Origin of the sequence: Delftia sp. JD2 (assembly GCF_001682645.1) — a bacterium.
Lineage (GTDB): Bacteria > Pseudomonadota > Gammaproteobacteria > Burkholderiales > Burkholderiaceae_C > Comamonas > Comamonas acidovorans.
Map to the genome: position 1 here is coordinate 63,514 of NZ_LFJT01000006.1, position 15,694 is coordinate 79,207.

The 15,694-nt window shown below is 48.0% G+C and carries 12 protein-coding genes; 9 read left to right on the forward strand and 3 right to left on the reverse strand.

The window, feature by feature from the left end; translation table 11 throughout:
* Positions 1-6 precede the first annotated feature (6 nt).
* Positions 7-1,206, reverse strand: a complete 1,200-nt coding sequence (gene pncB, locus ACM14_RS05080) for a nicotinate phosphoribosyltransferase (protein ID WP_012207404.1) — start codon at positions 1,204-1,206, stop codon at positions 7-9.
* 56 nt (positions 1,207-1,262) lie between these two features.
* The gene (locus ACM14_RS05085; RefSeq protein ID WP_065345528.1) at positions 1,263-2,087 is read right to left on the reverse strand and encodes a cysteine hydrolase; all 825 of its coding nucleotides are present in this window, start codon (positions 2,085-2,087) and stop codon (positions 1,263-1,265) included.
* A 319-nt stretch (positions 2,088-2,406) separates the two neighbouring features.
* On the opposite strand from ACM14_RS05085, the gene ACM14_RS05090 reads away from it, so the two are divergent.
* The 9 genes from ACM14_RS05090 (at position 2,407) to ACM14_RS30490 (ending at position 13,811) form a co-directional block, all read left to right on the forward strand.
* Complete coding sequence (locus ACM14_RS05090; RefSeq protein WP_065345529.1) at positions 2,407-2,778, forward strand: DUF2304 domain-containing protein; 372 nt, start codon at positions 2,407-2,409, stop codon at positions 2,776-2,778.
* Complete coding sequence (locus ACM14_RS30460) at positions 2,775-4,235, forward strand: mannose-1-phosphate guanylyltransferase/mannose-6-phosphate isomerase (RefSeq protein WP_084027311.1); 1,461 nt, start codon at positions 2,775-2,777, stop codon at positions 4,233-4,235. Before ACM14_RS05090 ends, ACM14_RS30460 begins: the two co-directional genes overlap by 4 nt.
* 76 nt (positions 4,236-4,311) lie before the next feature.
* Entirely contained in the window at positions 4,312-5,130 is an 819-nt protein-coding gene (locus ACM14_RS30465; protein WP_084027312.1) for an ABC transporter permease, read from the forward strand.
* Positions 5,120-6,430: an ABC transporter ATP-binding protein gene (locus ACM14_RS30470; protein WP_084027313.1), complete on the forward strand. Its 1,311-nt coding sequence runs from the start codon at positions 5,120-5,122 to the stop codon at positions 6,428-6,430. The genes ACM14_RS30465 and ACM14_RS30470 overlap by 11 nt, the downstream gene beginning before the upstream one ends.
* Positions 6,427-9,381, forward strand: coding sequence for a glycosyltransferase (locus tag ACM14_RS30475; RefSeq protein WP_084027314.1), 2,955 nt, complete (start codon positions 6,427-6,429; stop codon positions 9,379-9,381). Before ACM14_RS30470 ends, ACM14_RS30475 begins: the two co-directional genes overlap by 4 nt.
* Positions 9,382-9,386: 5 nt before the next feature.
* Positions 9,387-10,484 (forward strand): non-hydrolyzing UDP-N-acetylglucosamine 2-epimerase, encoded by a 1,098-nt coding sequence (gene wecB, locus ACM14_RS30480; RefSeq protein WP_084027315.1) that lies wholly within the window; start codon positions 9,387-9,389, stop codon positions 10,482-10,484.
* Positions 10,481-11,746 (forward strand): glycosyltransferase, encoded by a 1,266-nt coding sequence (locus ACM14_RS30485; protein ID WP_175403241.1) that lies wholly within the window; start codon positions 10,481-10,483, stop codon positions 11,744-11,746. The genes wecB and ACM14_RS30485 overlap by 4 nt, the downstream gene beginning before the upstream one ends.
* A gap of 30 nt (positions 11,747-11,776) precedes the next feature.
* Positions 11,777-12,868, forward strand: a complete 1,092-nt coding sequence (locus ACM14_RS05105) for a glycosyltransferase (protein ID WP_065345532.1) — start codon at positions 11,777-11,779, stop codon at positions 12,866-12,868.
* Positions 12,858-13,811, forward strand: a complete 954-nt coding sequence (locus tag ACM14_RS30490; protein ID WP_139093380.1) for an acyltransferase — start codon at positions 12,858-12,860, stop codon at positions 13,809-13,811. The genes ACM14_RS05105 and ACM14_RS30490 overlap by 11 nt, the downstream gene beginning before the upstream one ends.
* A gap of 14 nt (positions 13,812-13,825) precedes the next feature.
* Here the strand turns inward: ACM14_RS30490 and ACM14_RS05110 are convergent, their stop codons facing one another.
* The gene (locus ACM14_RS05110; protein ID WP_065345533.1) at positions 13,826-15,685 is read right to left on the reverse strand and encodes a glycosyltransferase; all 1,860 of its coding nucleotides are present in this window, start codon (positions 15,683-15,685) and stop codon (positions 13,826-13,828) included.
* Between the last annotated feature and the right edge of the window lie 9 nt (positions 15,686-15,694).

Consider the following 15,694-nt stretch of genomic DNA (forward strand, 5'->3'; position numbering starts at 1 on the left):
GCGGTGTCAGACGGCGACAGGCTGGGCCAGGCCGAAGACCTGGCGCAGATAGGCCAGATAGGTTTCGTCGTTGCACAGCGTCTTGCCCGGCGAGTCCGAGATCTTGGCCACGGGCTGGCCGTTGGCATGGGTGAGCTTCATCACGATGTTGATGGTCTCCAGCCCCATGTCGTTGGTCAGCCGCGTGCCGATGCCGAAGCCCAGCTGTATGCGGTCGGCAAAGCGCTGGTACAGGGCCAGGGCCGTGTCCAGGTCCAGCCCGTCGGAGAACACCAGGCGCTTGGCCTGCGGGTCTATGCGCAGCTTCTGGTAGTGGGCGATGGCCTTCTCGCCCCAGGCATACGGGTCGCCCGAGTCGTGCCGCAGCCCGTCGAAGAGCTTGGCGAAATACATGTCGAAATCGGCCAGGAAGGCATCCATGCCCACGGTGTCGGTCAGGGCCACGCCCAGGTCGCCCCGGTACTCCTGCACCCAGTCCTCCAGCGCGGCGATCTGGAAGTCGCGCAGGCGCACGCCCTGGGCCTGGTAGCTCTGCAGGTACTCATGGGCCATGGTGCCTATGGGCACGATGCCGAAGTCGCGCGCCAGCAGCACGTTGGACGTGCCCTTGAACCACTGCGCCGTCTGCGTGGCAAAGGCCTGGACCACCTCGCGCTGCCAGGCGCCCGAGAAGCGCCGGCGCACGCCGAAGTCGAACAGCTCGAAGGGATTGCGCAGCCTGGCCTCGCAGGCCAGGTGGCGCAGGCGCTCGATCTTGCCGGCCAGGCGCCTGCGGCCTTCGGCCAGCGCCGCCTCGGCGTCGAAGCGCCGGAAATACAGCTCGTTGACGATGGCCAGCACATAGATCTCGAAGCCCATCACATGGACCTGGGGGCCCTTGGCCTCGATGTGCAGGGTATCGCCATCGGCCCAGGCACGGATGAAGGCGCGCTGGAACTGGAAGATGCGCAGAAAGTCGATGAAGTCGCTCTTCATGAAGCGCAGCCCGCCCAGGTAGGCCAGGTCTTCGGGCGTGAAGCGCAGAGCGCACAGGGCGTCCAGCTCGCGCTCCACCTCGGGCAGCAGCTCGGCCAGCGGGAAGGCCGTCTTCGTGCGGCAGACGAATTCGTACTCGGCCTCGGTCTGGGGATTGCGGTGCAGCATGGCCTGCCACATCGTGAATTTGTAGAGATCGGTGTCGAGCAGGCTGGTGATGATGGGAGCCATGGTGCGATGCTGGGCAAACAGAAAAGGAGGCTGCGCGCGGGAAGGCGGTCGGGCCCCTACAGGTGGAGTTCTTGGCTGGAGGCCAGCCGCAATCCGCGGGCCTGCATGGCTGCCAGGAAATCACGGTGCGCGGACTCGAAGCCCGGCACCGGGCTCATGGCGTCGTGCATCAGCACGATGCGCTCAGGATGGGGAAGGTGCTCGACCAGATGCTCGACCGTGGAGCGCACGCAGTGGCTGCTCGCCTCGCCCGCGACAACCAGCAGACCGGCGCGGTCCAGCCGCTCCAGCAGGCCGGTGTTCAGCAGGGTCGCCGGATCGGCCGGGTCGGGGACCTCGGCCAGCAGCGCGCTGTAGTGCTCGGTCCAGGGATTGAGCCCCTTGAAAACGTTGTACACGGCGCGCTGGCGCTGCTGCTGCCAGTCGCCGCAGGCCTCCAGCACATCGGCGTGGATACCGTGGCCCCAGCTGCCCACCTCGCAGTGCACGGGCCAGACCATCAGCGTGTAGCGGCTGTTGGCTTCGAGTGCATCCAGATATTCCAGGCTGCGCTGCAGCGCCCCGGCGTTGCGCGGCCAGAACACACCCGCCCGCACCTGCGCCGCCGTGATCGCGGTGAACGGCGCCACATCGCCGCCACCGCCCTGCTGCCAGAAGGCAGGATGGGCGATGTCGTAGCGCTGGTGCGAGTCCAGCGTCACCGTGATGGCGTCCACCTTCGCCCCCTCGCGCCGAATCCACCCGCCCAGCCGCTGCATGTCGGCATGTGCGCCCGCCACGGGAAGGCTGGGACGTTGCCGGCCGGGGCACCAGTCGTCAGGCAGATCGCAGAAGTCGTTCTGGGGGTCTATGACCAGGAGCTGGGTGGTGGCAGATGGCATATATGAGGGTGCACGCAAGCAACAGTGCTTGGCAGGTGCATCAGGTCAATGCTTCAGTGTAGTGCTGCAGGAACCTCGTCTGTCACCAAGGCATGATCCCGCCGCTTCTGCAGGGGTTGTGAAATACGGTGCCACATCCCTGTCAAGGCCAGGGCGAAACGAGAGGGGGAAGCGACTTCGGAACATGATGCGGAACCTACAATGGGAGGTTTTACGTATTCCCTGGGTGGTTTGGACCGTTTCATACGGCAATAGCGCTGGTTTCGGCCGTGCCCTGCATCAACCGAATGCTTTCATTCGGTAGCTTTTGATTATCAATATGGCTTCCCTTCAGGTAACAACGACTTTCATGGGCATAGGGTTGGCCGCGCTGATCCTGTACCTGATCCGGCGCGACCATCTCTATCTCATGCACGGCCTGTTCTGGGTGGTCGTTGCCGTGGCTGCCGTCGTGCTGGGCGTCTGGCCCGGGATGATCAACCGCCTGGCAGCGGTGCTGGGCATCAGCTATCCACCGGCCATGCTGCTGCTGCTGGCCAGCATCGTCCTGCTCATCAAGGCCTTGCATGCCGACATGGTCAACACCCGCATCGAGCGCGATGTGCGGCGGTTGAACCAGCGGTTGGCAATGCTGGAGGCCGATGCTGAGGATTTGCGTCGTCCACCTTCGCCCGGCGAGACTTCGTCATGAGTCATCCCCTGCTTCCTATCATTCTTTGCGGAGGATCGGGCACTCGACTCTGGCCGCTCTCCCGGGAAACCTATCCCAAGCAGTTTCTCACCTTGATGGAAGACCGGAGCATGCTGCAGCAAACTGTCACTCGTCTGAAAGGACTGGCGACACACATACCGCAGGCCTCCGTCCCGGTACTGGTGTGCAACGAGCAGCACCGCTTTTTATTAGCAAGCCAACTTATGCAGATTGGTGTTGAGCGGTGCCCCATCCTTTTGGAACCTGCAGGACGTAACACTGCACCTGCCTTGACTATTGCGGCTCTTTATGCTTGCGCTAGCGATGAGGATCCAATTTTGCTGGCAATGCCTGCGGATCATATGGTTTCCAACAAGCCTGCTTTCCATGCGGCTGTGGAGCAGGCATATACCGAAGCATGTGGGGCTTCTGTAGTTACATTTGGAGTTTCTCCTAGTCGTCCTGAAACAGGATACGGCTATATACGGTACCGAGATACCAGTGAATCAGGAGCATTATTGATCGAGAGCTTTGCCGAAAAGCCTACCGCAGAGTTAGCTCGTCAATATATTGAAAATGGAAATTACCTTTGGAACAGCGGAGTCTTTATGATGCGTTCCAGTATATGGTTGGAATTGATGGAAAAATTCCGACCGGATATTCTCGCTGCTTGTAAGATTGCGATGAACGGCGCGAGGCATGATCTTGATTTTATCAGGCCGGGTGCAGATGCATTCCTATCCTGTCCTTCAGACTCTATCGACTATGCCGTGATGGAACGATTACCGATGATGCCTGAAGTAGGTGTCAAGGCCCAAGTAGTCCCTTTAGATGCAGGATGGTCCGATTTGGGAACTTGGGATGCTTTGTGGGAGGCAAAAGAAAGAGATGATCAGGGAAATGCATTGATGGGTGACGCGGTTCAGTCCAATTGCAGGAATTCTTTTCTGGTCTCCAATGGCCGGCTTGTTACAGGAGTTGGACTGGAAAATATTGTCGTTGTAGAAACGGCGGATGCTGTCTTGGTCGTGAAAAAAGATCACACCCAGGAAATAAAAAAATTAGTTGTTGATCTTGGTGACGAAGGCCATGGATTAGCTCATTCGCATCGAAAAGTCCATCGTCCTTGGGGTTGGTATGACAGCTTAGAACGTGGTGATCGATTTAACGTAAAAAGAATCGTTGTAAACCCCGGTGCAAGCTTGAGTCTGCAAAAGCATTGTCATCGCGCAGAACATTGGATTGTTGTGAAAGGTATTGCTGAAGTTGTCAAGGGCGAAGAGAAGTTTCTATTGCGTGAAAATGAGTCCACGTATATTGGTCTAGAGGAAATACATAGGCTTAAGAATCCTGGAGATTTTCCTTTGGAAATAATTGAAGTCCAATCGGGAGATTATTTGGGAGAGGATGACATCATTCGTTTCGATGATGCGTATGGGCGTGCAGGAATATTCTAGAGTAAAAACGAAATAGTATTTTTTTCGCATGCATCAGGCTTGCGATAGATTTATAAGTATCCGAAGGCTTTTGAAAATGAGTGGCAATTCTTTGTCTGTGGTTGAGTTAATTAGGGTTGTTACTAGAAACAAGGATCTAATTATTGCTCTGACGAAAAGAGAGATCGTCGGACGCTATAAGGGGTCTGTGATGGGATTGCTATGGTCATTTTTCAATCCTGTGCTTATGCTGGCAGTATACACATTTGTGTTTGGTGTCGTTTTTAAATCGAAATGGCCGGGCGGTACTGGCTCTCAAGCAGAATTTGCATTGACGCTGTTTTCGGGGTTGATAATATTTAATCTTTTCTCAGAATGTGTGACGCGTGCCCCGCTATTAATAGTTGGTAATATTAATTACGTGAAGAAATTAATTTTTCCCTTAGAGATTCTCCCGTTAGTGACAGTAGGGGCCGCTTTTTTTCATTTTCTTGTTAGTCTGTTGGTCTGGTTGTTCTTTTATATATATTTGTTTGGACTGCCAAGTATTGAATCTCTATATTTGCTGGTAATAATAATGCCTTTGATTCTTTTGGTCATCGGATTATCTTGGTTCTTATCTTCTTTGGGCGTCTATTTAAGAGATGTTTCGCAAATTGTTGTAATACTAGTCACAATTTTGATGTTTATGACTCCATTGTTTTACGCGACGGAGTCGTTGCCAGTGAAATATCAATCGTTGATGCAAATGAATCCACTTTCTTGGTTGATTGAAGAAGCGCGTGGGGTGCTCCTCTGGAATAAAACAGTTGCGTGGGTTGAATGGGCTATGCAGATGCTTTACTCGTTTATTATCTTTCTTCTAGGATATTTCTGGTTCCAGAAGACACGAAAAGGATTTGCAGATGTCCTCTGATATAGCGATCTCTGTATCTAATATATCGAAACGATATGAAATGTATGCAGATCCTAAAGATAGGTTACTGCAATTTTTTTCCTTAAGATCCAAGCAATATTTTGAGGAATTCTGGGCACTACGTAATGTGTCTTTCTCTGTGGGTAAGGGGGAGACAATTGGTATATTGGGCCGTAATGGTAGCGGTAAAAGTACTTTGCTGCAAATTATTGCAGGTACCCTGGCTCCCACGTCAGGTGAAATAAAAACTAATGGAATATTAACGGCTCTTTTAGAGCTTGGCTCTGGATTCAACCCGGAATTCACAGGAAGAGATAATGTTTATCTGAACGGCACAATACTAGGTTTGAGCCGAGAGCAGATGGATAGTCATTTTGATAACATAGCGTCTTTTGCAGATATTGGGCTGCATCTTGATCAACCTGTCAAAACATACTCCAGCGGTATGGTTGTCAGATTGGCATTTGCTGTTCAGGCTTGCATATCTCCGCAAATATTAATTGTCGACGAGGCACTTTCAGTTGGCGATGAGAAATTTCAGCGGAAATGCTTTGATTATATTGAGAGGCTTCGGGGCAACGGCTGCTCCATTCTCTTGGTAACACACTCAACTGCGACAGTTGAGAAGTTTTGTCAGCGAGGAGTGCTTCTGCATAAAGGAGAAGTACATGGGGTGGGACCTGCAAAAGAGATCGTTGATCAATATCACGCCCTGCTTTATTCTGACGAGCGTTCTTATCTTCGCTATGTGAATCAGAGTTCCCGCCAAGCCGTGGATAAAGCTTCCTCTATTATTCTTGCGGATGACAATCATATAGAGAAGTCACAAGATGATGACAGTTCTTTCCAAGAAAAAGACGGACTTAGAGCTGTTATAAGTAACTGGGGGATGTATAACTCTGTCGGTGAAGTTTCTGAGGTTTTTTATACAGGTGATAAAGCAATCGTCCAATTCGAGGTAGATGTTCTAAAATCTGTCGAGGAAATTCAGGCGGGAATTCTGATTCGCACAGTTGAAGGTGTTTCGGCCTTTGGAACCAGTACGCTTTACCATGATTGTAATCAGGTGAACGCACGTAAGGGGACTAAGCTGGTTTTTAGCTTTGATATTGAATTGAGCCTTTGTCCTGGGTCATATTTCATTACATTAGCAATAGCTGAGGCTATCTCTCATGGAGATATGGCGTATCTGGATAGAAAAACTGATGCAATAATTATTAAGGTTGATCAAATACGCTTGATGGGGAGCGGTATAGCCATGCTGAAATCAAGCGCTAAAGTTGTGGGGATTGAGGCATGAAGTCCGTTCTTATAATAACGGAGCAGTTTACAATTGGCGGATTGGAAACCCATATTCAGAGCGAAATATTATATTTTGTGAAGAATGGGTATAAAGTCCATCTTGCAGTGGGCACGCAATTTAGTGATGTGCTTTTGCCTCAGGGAGTTGCGTCAGTCTGCAGAGATTTGAATATTAGTGCTGCCGTCAACTCTAATCAGCTGATTGAACTGGTAGATGACATCAGAAAAATTATTCAAGAGAAATCAATTGATTTGATCCATGCTCATCCGTTTAATTCCTTAATACCAAGTTTTTTGGCGGCGGAAGAAGAGGGGATATCACTAATTATCACCCTCCATGGCCCAGCATCATTGTCTGGATATAGTGGGCCATTTTATGATTTTCTCTTGAAATCGATTATCCTTCCAAATGCTTCTTCTGTCGTATGTGTTTCAGATGAGGTGCAGTCAATGGCTGCTCCGTATGTGAATGCTGAACGATTGAGTGTCGTGCCCAATGGAGTTGGATTCTCCAAGAGGAAGAGATTGGAAAGCGACTGCAGCACACAGGATCTCAGATGGTGCCTTGTTAGTCGATTGGATTCTCAGAAAATTAATGGAATTTTTGATTTTGCTGTGAAAGCCTCCTCTGCAGGGATTCCTGGTTTGTTGATCGTTGGAGATGGGCCTGCGAAGGACGATCTGCAAAATCGATTGAATAATGCAGGTCTCCAGGCGTTTGTGGATTTTTATGGTTCCAGTGTAAGGGTACAGGCACTCATGCGCCAGTATGCTGGTGTTGCCGGTATGGGGCGAGTTGCACTTGAGGGTATTGCTGCTCAAAAGACCGTCGCATTGGTGGGATACGATGGTCTTAAAGGCATAATTACTCCTCATCTTCTTGAGAAAGCAAGGGCGTCTAATTTTTCTGGGAGAAATTTAAAAAATATCGATGCCGATACTTTTCACCAGCAACTACAGGAAATTTCGGAAGATTCCATTGATTCTCTTAGAGATATTGCACGTATAAATTTTGATCAAGATGTGGTGTGGGAGCGATTCATAGCTGTATCTAGGGGATTGAGTCCGATAAGGAAAAATATCCTGAGCGAGGCTGTTCGTGTGCTCAGAATCACAGGAGTACGAGAGGATGTTTCCGTATTTGAATCCCAGGCGCTAATAAGCGCTATAGATGATTTGTCGTGCAGTCCTGGATATTTTTCACCATCTATAATTGCTAGCTTTGGCCGATGCAAGGTTGGTGTTGAAGAGATAAAAAAGAGGAGAGAGGAAATGATGGAGAGCGGAATAGCTGATGTAAATAAACAGGACACTGAATTAGAAAGTGGGAGTGATGATGCTTTGTGTGCTTTATCAAAGGGGTTAAATCAGAATACATGGGATTTAGAGGCGGTTATCTCGGATTTGAAAATTGAGGCGCATAGATTGCATGAGATTCTTCAAGAAAAAGAAAAAAAGCTAGAAGAGTTGGAGTTGAAAGTCTCATCGAGAGAAGAGGAGAATTCTGAATTCGAGGAGAAGATTGCGTTGTTGGATAAGGAGATAGCGACTCTCCGTGATTCTCAGGCAAGCTTAGCTCGTGATATTTCAATCGAATCGGGACGAGTTCATGCGATGCTTAACTCTAAGTCCTGGAGGCTAACCCGGCCGCTGAGACTGTGCGCTGATGTTTATGGAAATAAGAATAAATATATTTATCAAATCGCTAGAGCTACTTTCTTTGCATTACCTGAATTTGTTAGGAAGATGATAGAGCGTCCAGCGTACGAAATCTCTAAATATTCCAGGAACAAAATTCTTTTAGAAAATAAGGTTGAGAAGGATTGTGATTTAAGTTGGGATAGATTCTCTGAAGAAGTGCTTTCCAAAAGAAAAAAATATAAAGGAATATTCATCCAAGAGGTTGTTATTGATTGGAATGTTCCTCTTTATCAAAGACCTCAACATATGGCCGTTGCATTGGCTCGGCTGGGTTATCTGGTTATCTATCGTACAGATAATTGGACAGCAGACGATGTTAATGGTTTTAGGGAGGTTGAGAATAATGTCTGGATCTCAAATAGAGATGAAGTCGATCTGATAGATGGTGTTATCAGGTCTGTATATTCCACAGCATATTCAAATTCTGCCGAACGCCTTTTGAGAAAAGGTGCACGTGGCACGCTTATTTATGAATACATAGATCATATTGATCCAGAAATATCGGGTGACGATGAAAATATTAAGCGTCTTCTCTCGCTAAAGAATTTTGCTTTTACTGGTGGGGCTGACTATGTGGTTGCATCAGCTCAGAAATTATATGAGGAGGCCGTCCAAGCAGTAGGCGAGGAAAAGGTTATTTTTGTTCCGAATGGGGTGGATACCATTCACTACAGAAGTGAATCGCATAGGAGTTTTGTTCTGCCAGATACGCTTTTGAAATTTCGAGGGAAATACAAAAAGATTGTTGGATACTTTGGTGCTCTAGCTCCTTGGTTATGGTATGACGTAATTAAGGAACTGATCTCTCAGCGCACTGATGTTGGGTTTGTTTTTATTGGCCCTGATTACTATGGTGGCGCTGATTGCTTGCCTGAGTTAGAGAATGTTCTCTATATGGGGTCAATTGACTACAAAGTGCTCCCGGCCTATGCAAGAATGTTTGATGTTTGCTTTATTCCATTTAAGCCAGGGGAGATAGCCAGAACAACATCGCCTCTTAAATTATTCGAGTATTTTGCTCTTGAGAAGCCAGTTGTTGTTACTTCTGAAATGCTTGAATGCGTGCGCTATCCTGAAGTGTTTCGAGGTGATTCCGTAGAGTCTTTGTCAAAAGCGATTGACGATGCTTTGCTCACAAAAGACGATAAATCCTATAAATCCAGATTGTCGCTATTGGCTGATGATAATAATTGGAGCAAACGGGCGTCGGCATTGTTATTGGCAATAAAATCTGAAAAGAAGGAATAAAAGCTATGAAAAAAATTATATGTGTTGTGGGTACCCGTCCGGAAGCTATAAAGATGGCTCCTGTGATACTCGCGCTAAAAAAGGAGCCATGGGCTGATGTACGTGTGTTAGCCACAGCACAACATCGAGAGATGTTAGATCAAGTTTTGAATTTTTTTAGAATAGAGCCGGATATTGATTTGAATATCATGCGGCCAAATCAGTCATTAACGGAGTTGACGGGGCGCCTGCTTCTTCAACTCGATGAAGTCTTCAAGGCTGAAAAGCCGGATGTTGTACTAGTCCAAGGTGACACCACCACGGTAATGACTGTTGCATTGGCTTGTTTCTATCATCGAATTCCCATTGGACACGTTGAAGCAGGTTTGCGTACTTGGGATATACAGAATCCATTTCCGGAAGAGGCAAATCGCGTAATTGCAGGTAAGCTCGCGCGTTGGCATTTTGCTCCAACCGAGGGATCACGTCAGAATCTCCTTAAGGATGGAATTGCTGATAAAGATATAGTTGTGACTGGCAATACAGTGATCGATGCACTGCTAATGGCCGCGAAGAAAGACTTGGAAATCGGAATAACCATTGATCCGAATAAACGCCTCGTACTTGTTACCTCCCATCGCCGCGAAAATTTCGGAGAGCCATTTAGACAAATTTGCCTGGCATTGAAGGTGTTGGCGCGTCAAAACCCTGATATTCAGTTCCTTTATCCTGTGCACCCCAATCCGAACGTGAAGGATGTGGCTTATGAATTCTTGCAGGAGGAAGAAAATTTTATTTTATGTGAGCCGCTGGACTATGCTCCTTTTGTTGCAGCGATGAAACGCTCAGTTCTTATACTAACTGATTCTGGGGGCGTACAGGAAGAAGCGCCTGCACTTGGTAAACCTGTTCTTGTCTTGCGTGAAGAGACGGAACGTCCTGAGGCAGTTTCCGAAGGTGTGGTCAAGCTGGTTGGAGCTAATTGCGATTATATCGTGGAGCAGACACAGCGCCTACTACAAAACGACGGTGCCTATAAGGAAATGGCAAGAGGAATATCTCCATATGGAGATGGAAATGCTGCCTTGAAAATAGTTGCAGTATTGAAAGAGCAGCTTTTGTGAAAATATTGCTCATAGCATATGAGTTCCCTCCAATTTTGGCTGCACAGGCATTGCGATGGTTTTATCTTTCTCATGAGCTGTCTAAATTGGGGGTGGAGGTTGAAGTTGTTTGTCCAGACATTTCACCCGTAAATACATTTCCGATGGAGGTTGATGATCGAATTCGGCTCCATCGTGCTTGGCCAGGACCGTTTATAGGCCTGAGTCAGGTCGTTGCAAAAAAAATAGATGATGGAACTGAGGTTTTTACAGATCCTGCTCTCAGACATGGACCGTCAGCGGCGATTCGTTGCTATAGGTGGATCAGAAGTGTTTTAGATACACTTGTGTATCCAGATACAAGATCTGAATGGTATCCGTTTGCTTTGAGCAAGGTAAGGAGTCTTATAAAAGATAATCACTTTGATGTGGTAATAAGCTCTCATGAACCTGCTGTTGACATATTTATAGGAAAATACGCAAAGCAACTCGGTATACCGTGGATTATAGATATGGGAGATCCATTGCTGACTCCCTACTCTCCACGATGGCGTCGAGGTTTAGATCTCCGAGTAGAGCAGAAAGTAATTCGCGAAGCTGACCATATTTGGGTTACCGCTACAAGCGTCCTTGATCTACTAAGATTAAGGCACGGGAATGATGTTGGGGAGAAAATTTCAATAATTCCACAAGGCTTTCCAGAATATGAACTTAAAAGGTGTGTGAAAAAGAAAAGCTCTAAATTTCACATGGTTTTTACAGGAAATTTTTACAAGGATTTCAGAAATCCTGAAAAACTAGCATCGGCGTTGAAGAGGATTGTCGATGTTGATTTTCTATTTACTATCGTAGGCGATAATTACAGCTTCGCTCCGTTGTTTCAAGGTATGGATAATGTAAGAATTCTTGGTAAGAAGGATCATTTTTTCTGCCTGAATATGCAAAGAGAAGCTGACATTCTTATTAATATAGGGAATGTGCAATCTTTTCAGGTTCCGGGGAAAGTTTTTGAATATCTTGGAGCAGAAAGACCAATATTGCATATCAGGATGAGTGACAATCAGGACATAGGTGCTGATATTATTGAAGAGTCATGTGCTGGATTTTCTATTAACAACGATGTTGATTTGATTGAGCAAGCTATCCGGGATCTGTATCAGAAATGGAAAGATAATTCTCTTGATTCTTTTATAATCCGTAATGAAGAAATAATTAAAAAGCATTCGTGGAAAAGTCGTGCAGAGTTATGCCTCCTTTCTTTGCAGAAAGTGGCTGGTAAATAAATAGTTGCTGGACGTAGGAAGGCTCGCCCTATGAATTATTTGCTTTACGATTTTATGCAGGTAGCCGGGGGGGCTGAAAGAGTGACGCTGACCTTAGCGGAGTCGCTTTCTGATTTTGAGACGGTTGTGAGCCGCTGTTATGAGCAGGCTAAGCCTCTGTTGGAGACGTCTTCTGTGGAAATCCTTCAATTGAGTGGAGGATGGTCTGTATTCTTACCTAGAATATTGGAGAGCATATGGTGCTTTCGTTTTCGCTCCCATTTTCTAAGAAATGCTGAAATTGCGATATATAGTGGTTTTTATTCGCCATTAGCAGTTAATAATCAGAAAACAGGCCGGAAAATATATTATTGTCACACCATACCAAGATTTGCATATGATCTGTATGATGAGAGTAAAAAAAGATTCCCATTTTTCTTACGTCCTTTTTTCTATTTTTTTGTTATCTGGTTTCGTAATTTTTACGAATCGGCAATCCATCAAATGGATCAAGTTTTGGTGAACTCGGATAATGTAAAAAATAGGCTAAAAAAATATACAGGAATAGATTCCGTAGTTGTTTATCCTCCAGTTGCTACTTCTAAATTTGAATGTCTTGGCGATTCTGGATATTATCTTTCTACGGCACGCTTGGCGTATGGGAAAAGAGTTGATGTTATTGTTCGTGCTTTTTTGGCAATGCCAGAAATCTCGTTGGTGATATTGTCGGATGGCTCCGAAAGATTGATGCTGGAAAAGATCGCGAATAATGCAGAAAATATTAAATTTGTTGGTTGGCAATCGGACGAGGAGATAAGGCAATGGATAGGTAAATCCCGAGCGGTAATTTATATTCCGGTGGATGAGGATTTTGGTATGTCTCCTGTAGAAGCGATGGCTGCGGGAAAGCCGGTTATTGGCGTAGCAGAGGGTGGACTTCTGGAAACTATCCAGGAAGAGCAAACCGGAATTTTGTTGAAAACTCCTCTATCACCTGAGAAGTTAGTCGATGTGGTCAGGCGCATCGAGAGTGGGGAATACACATTCTCTTCGCAGGCTTGCGCCGAGAGAGCGGCGAAATTCTCTGAGGAAAGCTTCTTGGAGAAAATAAAGAAAATAATCAGTAAACATCGTGAAGAGTAATTATTTCTTTCGCTCCATACATGCAATGAGGGGACTGGCGTCATTTGCGGTGCTTATTTCCCACTCATTGACACTATACCCGTTCTTTGAATTTAGAGCGGCTGCCGCTGGAGTTGATATTTTCTTCGTAATAAGTGGAATTGTGATGTGCTTAGCTATTGAAGAAGATACCTCCAAGTTGGATTTTATAAAGAAAAGAATTATTCGTGTAGTTCCTTTATATTGGATTGCAACTGGACTTAGCGTTGCGTATATCTATGCGCGCTATCCTCATATGTCTCATTCATGGGACTGGATTATTCGTTCTTTTCTTTTTCTTCCACAGCAGCCTGGGGTGGATATGCCAATCCTATACACTGGATGGTCACTAAACTATGAGATGTTCTTTTATTTGATTTTATTTCTGTCGCTTTTTATTTTTAAAAATGCCCCAATAGCTGCTGCATGTATTGTGGCAATGATTGCATCATTTTCTGCTGTAGGTAATTTAATCTCCTATAATTATTTCTTTAAGCAAATTTTCATTGAATTTTCTTTAGGTATTTTAATTGGCTATTTCTTGAAATTTGGCGGCCGTGTTGAAAAAAATTTAGGAATATTTCTTATTTTCTTAGCATTGGTGATTTTTTTTATACATAATAAGTTCGCTTCCAGTGGCTTTCTCGCATGGGGTGTGCCTAGTGCCATGCTGATTTTAGGTGCTATCTCTTTTGAAAATTCTGAGTTATTCAAAAGAAATTTTGTTAAAATTTTTGGGGATGCTAGTTATTCTCTTTACCTTGTGCATCCGCTTGTTATATGGGGAATTGAATGGTATGTACTCCCCGAACATCGTGGAATATTACAGGTCGCAATTGCGATAGCAATATCTATTTTTATCAGTATTATTTTTTATAAATGGGTAGAGAAACCATTAATGAGATTCTTATCAAAGAATTTATAAATCTCGGATTTTTGTCACGCTTTGACAATATTTTTGAATGATTTTTTTTTGGATTTACTGTGGGCGACGCTTAAAAGGGATGAGGTTGCAGCATAGCGCACAGCATTAATCCAAGATTTGAAGATTTTTGTGTTATCTATCTTGATCGTGTGTAAGGGGAGCTCCACTTCCGCAATATGGAGTTCCTCTCGGCGCATCAGCAGCAACGTCCCGATATCCTGATAGTCGAGCATGGTCGCTTCGGTGGAACTCGCCACCTCCAGCGCCTGCCGGTTGTACAGCCTGAATCCAGAAACGAAATCCCGCAGGCCAAAACCCGTCAACCAGCGAAACCATTGCCAAGCGATGCGGCGCACCAGGCTGTTGCGCTCGGCGAAGTAGGCTACGACCATGTCCGCCTGCTGGCGTTGTGCCAGCAGCGTGGGCAGCTCCTCCACCTCATAGCGACCTTCAGCGTCGATGGTGACGACGGTCTGGAACCCATGAGTCTGCGCATAGCGCAGGCCGGTCTGCAGGCTGCCCCAATTGGTCATTGCCAGCAAGGGGCGCAGCACCCTGGCGCCGCATTGCTCGGCTTCATGGCAGGTAGCATCCGTGCTTCTGTTGTCCACGACGAGCACGCTGGCCTCGACCAATGCATGCACGCGACGTATCAGGTGCGCAATCTCGGCTTCGTTGTTGCGCGTGGAAATGACAACCAGCAAGTCCTGGCGTGCTCTTGCCGGGCGTGTGTCGGGTGCCAGGCTGCGGTAGTGGCGCGCCACGCTGCGTTCACAGGGGCCGATGCTGAAAAACCGATGCAAGGCCTTGTAGCCCGATTGGCCCAGCCGCTGCCTGAGGGCCGTGTCGTGCTGCAGGCGAGCAATGCTGCTGCGCCAGGCATCAATGTCTTCAAACGGTACATGCAGGCCGGCGTGCGAGTGGGCGACTACCCAGGGCATGCCCGAACCGGGAAGGTCGGTTACCAGGCAGGGCTTACCGTGCAGCATGGCCTCCAGCAATACGATGCCGAAAGCTTCCGTACGTTCGCGCGAGGCAAGACAGAAGATGTCGCACTCTGCAAACAAGGCATGTTTTTCCTCGTCCGACACCGAGCCCACCAGTCGCACACTGGCCTGTCTGCCCTCAGGAGTGCATTGGCGTATCAGCTCTTCCAGGGAGGCTCGCAGCTCGCCTTCTCCCGCAATCAGCAACTCCACGCCAGGCATGGCCGAGGCGGCTCGGATCAAGGTTTCGAAGCCTTTGTAGTAGGTCAATCGGCCGATGGACAACAGGCGCAGCCGGGTGTCGGGGCGCCAGCCTTGGCCGTGCTGCAGCGGTGCTGGTGCAGGAATGGTTTCGAGGTTCAGGCCCAGCGGAACGATCTCGCATTTGCTGCGCCAGGTACGAAGGGCATTGCTGGCCTCAAGATAGGGCGGCGACGTTGCGAATACCTGTTGGGCGCGTTCCAGCAAGGCCTGCTCGAACGGCCGGTACAGCATGTAGGCCAATGCCACGGACCACTTGATGTTGGACACCACCACATCGGAGTGCCAGTGGATGACCCAGGGCACGCGCCGCGCGATGGGCAGGGTAAGCGCCCAAAGCGCCGAGTTGTTGGGCAGATGCAGGTGCAGTACGTCGGGCTGAATGCGTTCGATGGCGCGGCCCAGTGCGCGCCGGAATCCCATGGCCATGGGGGCATAGACCAGATTGAATTGAACGGGCACGCGTTCCAGCCAGGCAGGATCATCTGGCTCCGGATCACCATGGACCAGGGCATGGGCATCGACACCCTGGCGTCGTTGCTCGTGTATCAGGTCGGCCAGAAAGACTTCCATGCCGCCCCGGTAGGGAGGGAAGAATTTACCGACGTGAAGTATGCGCAGGGCCATGGCGGACAG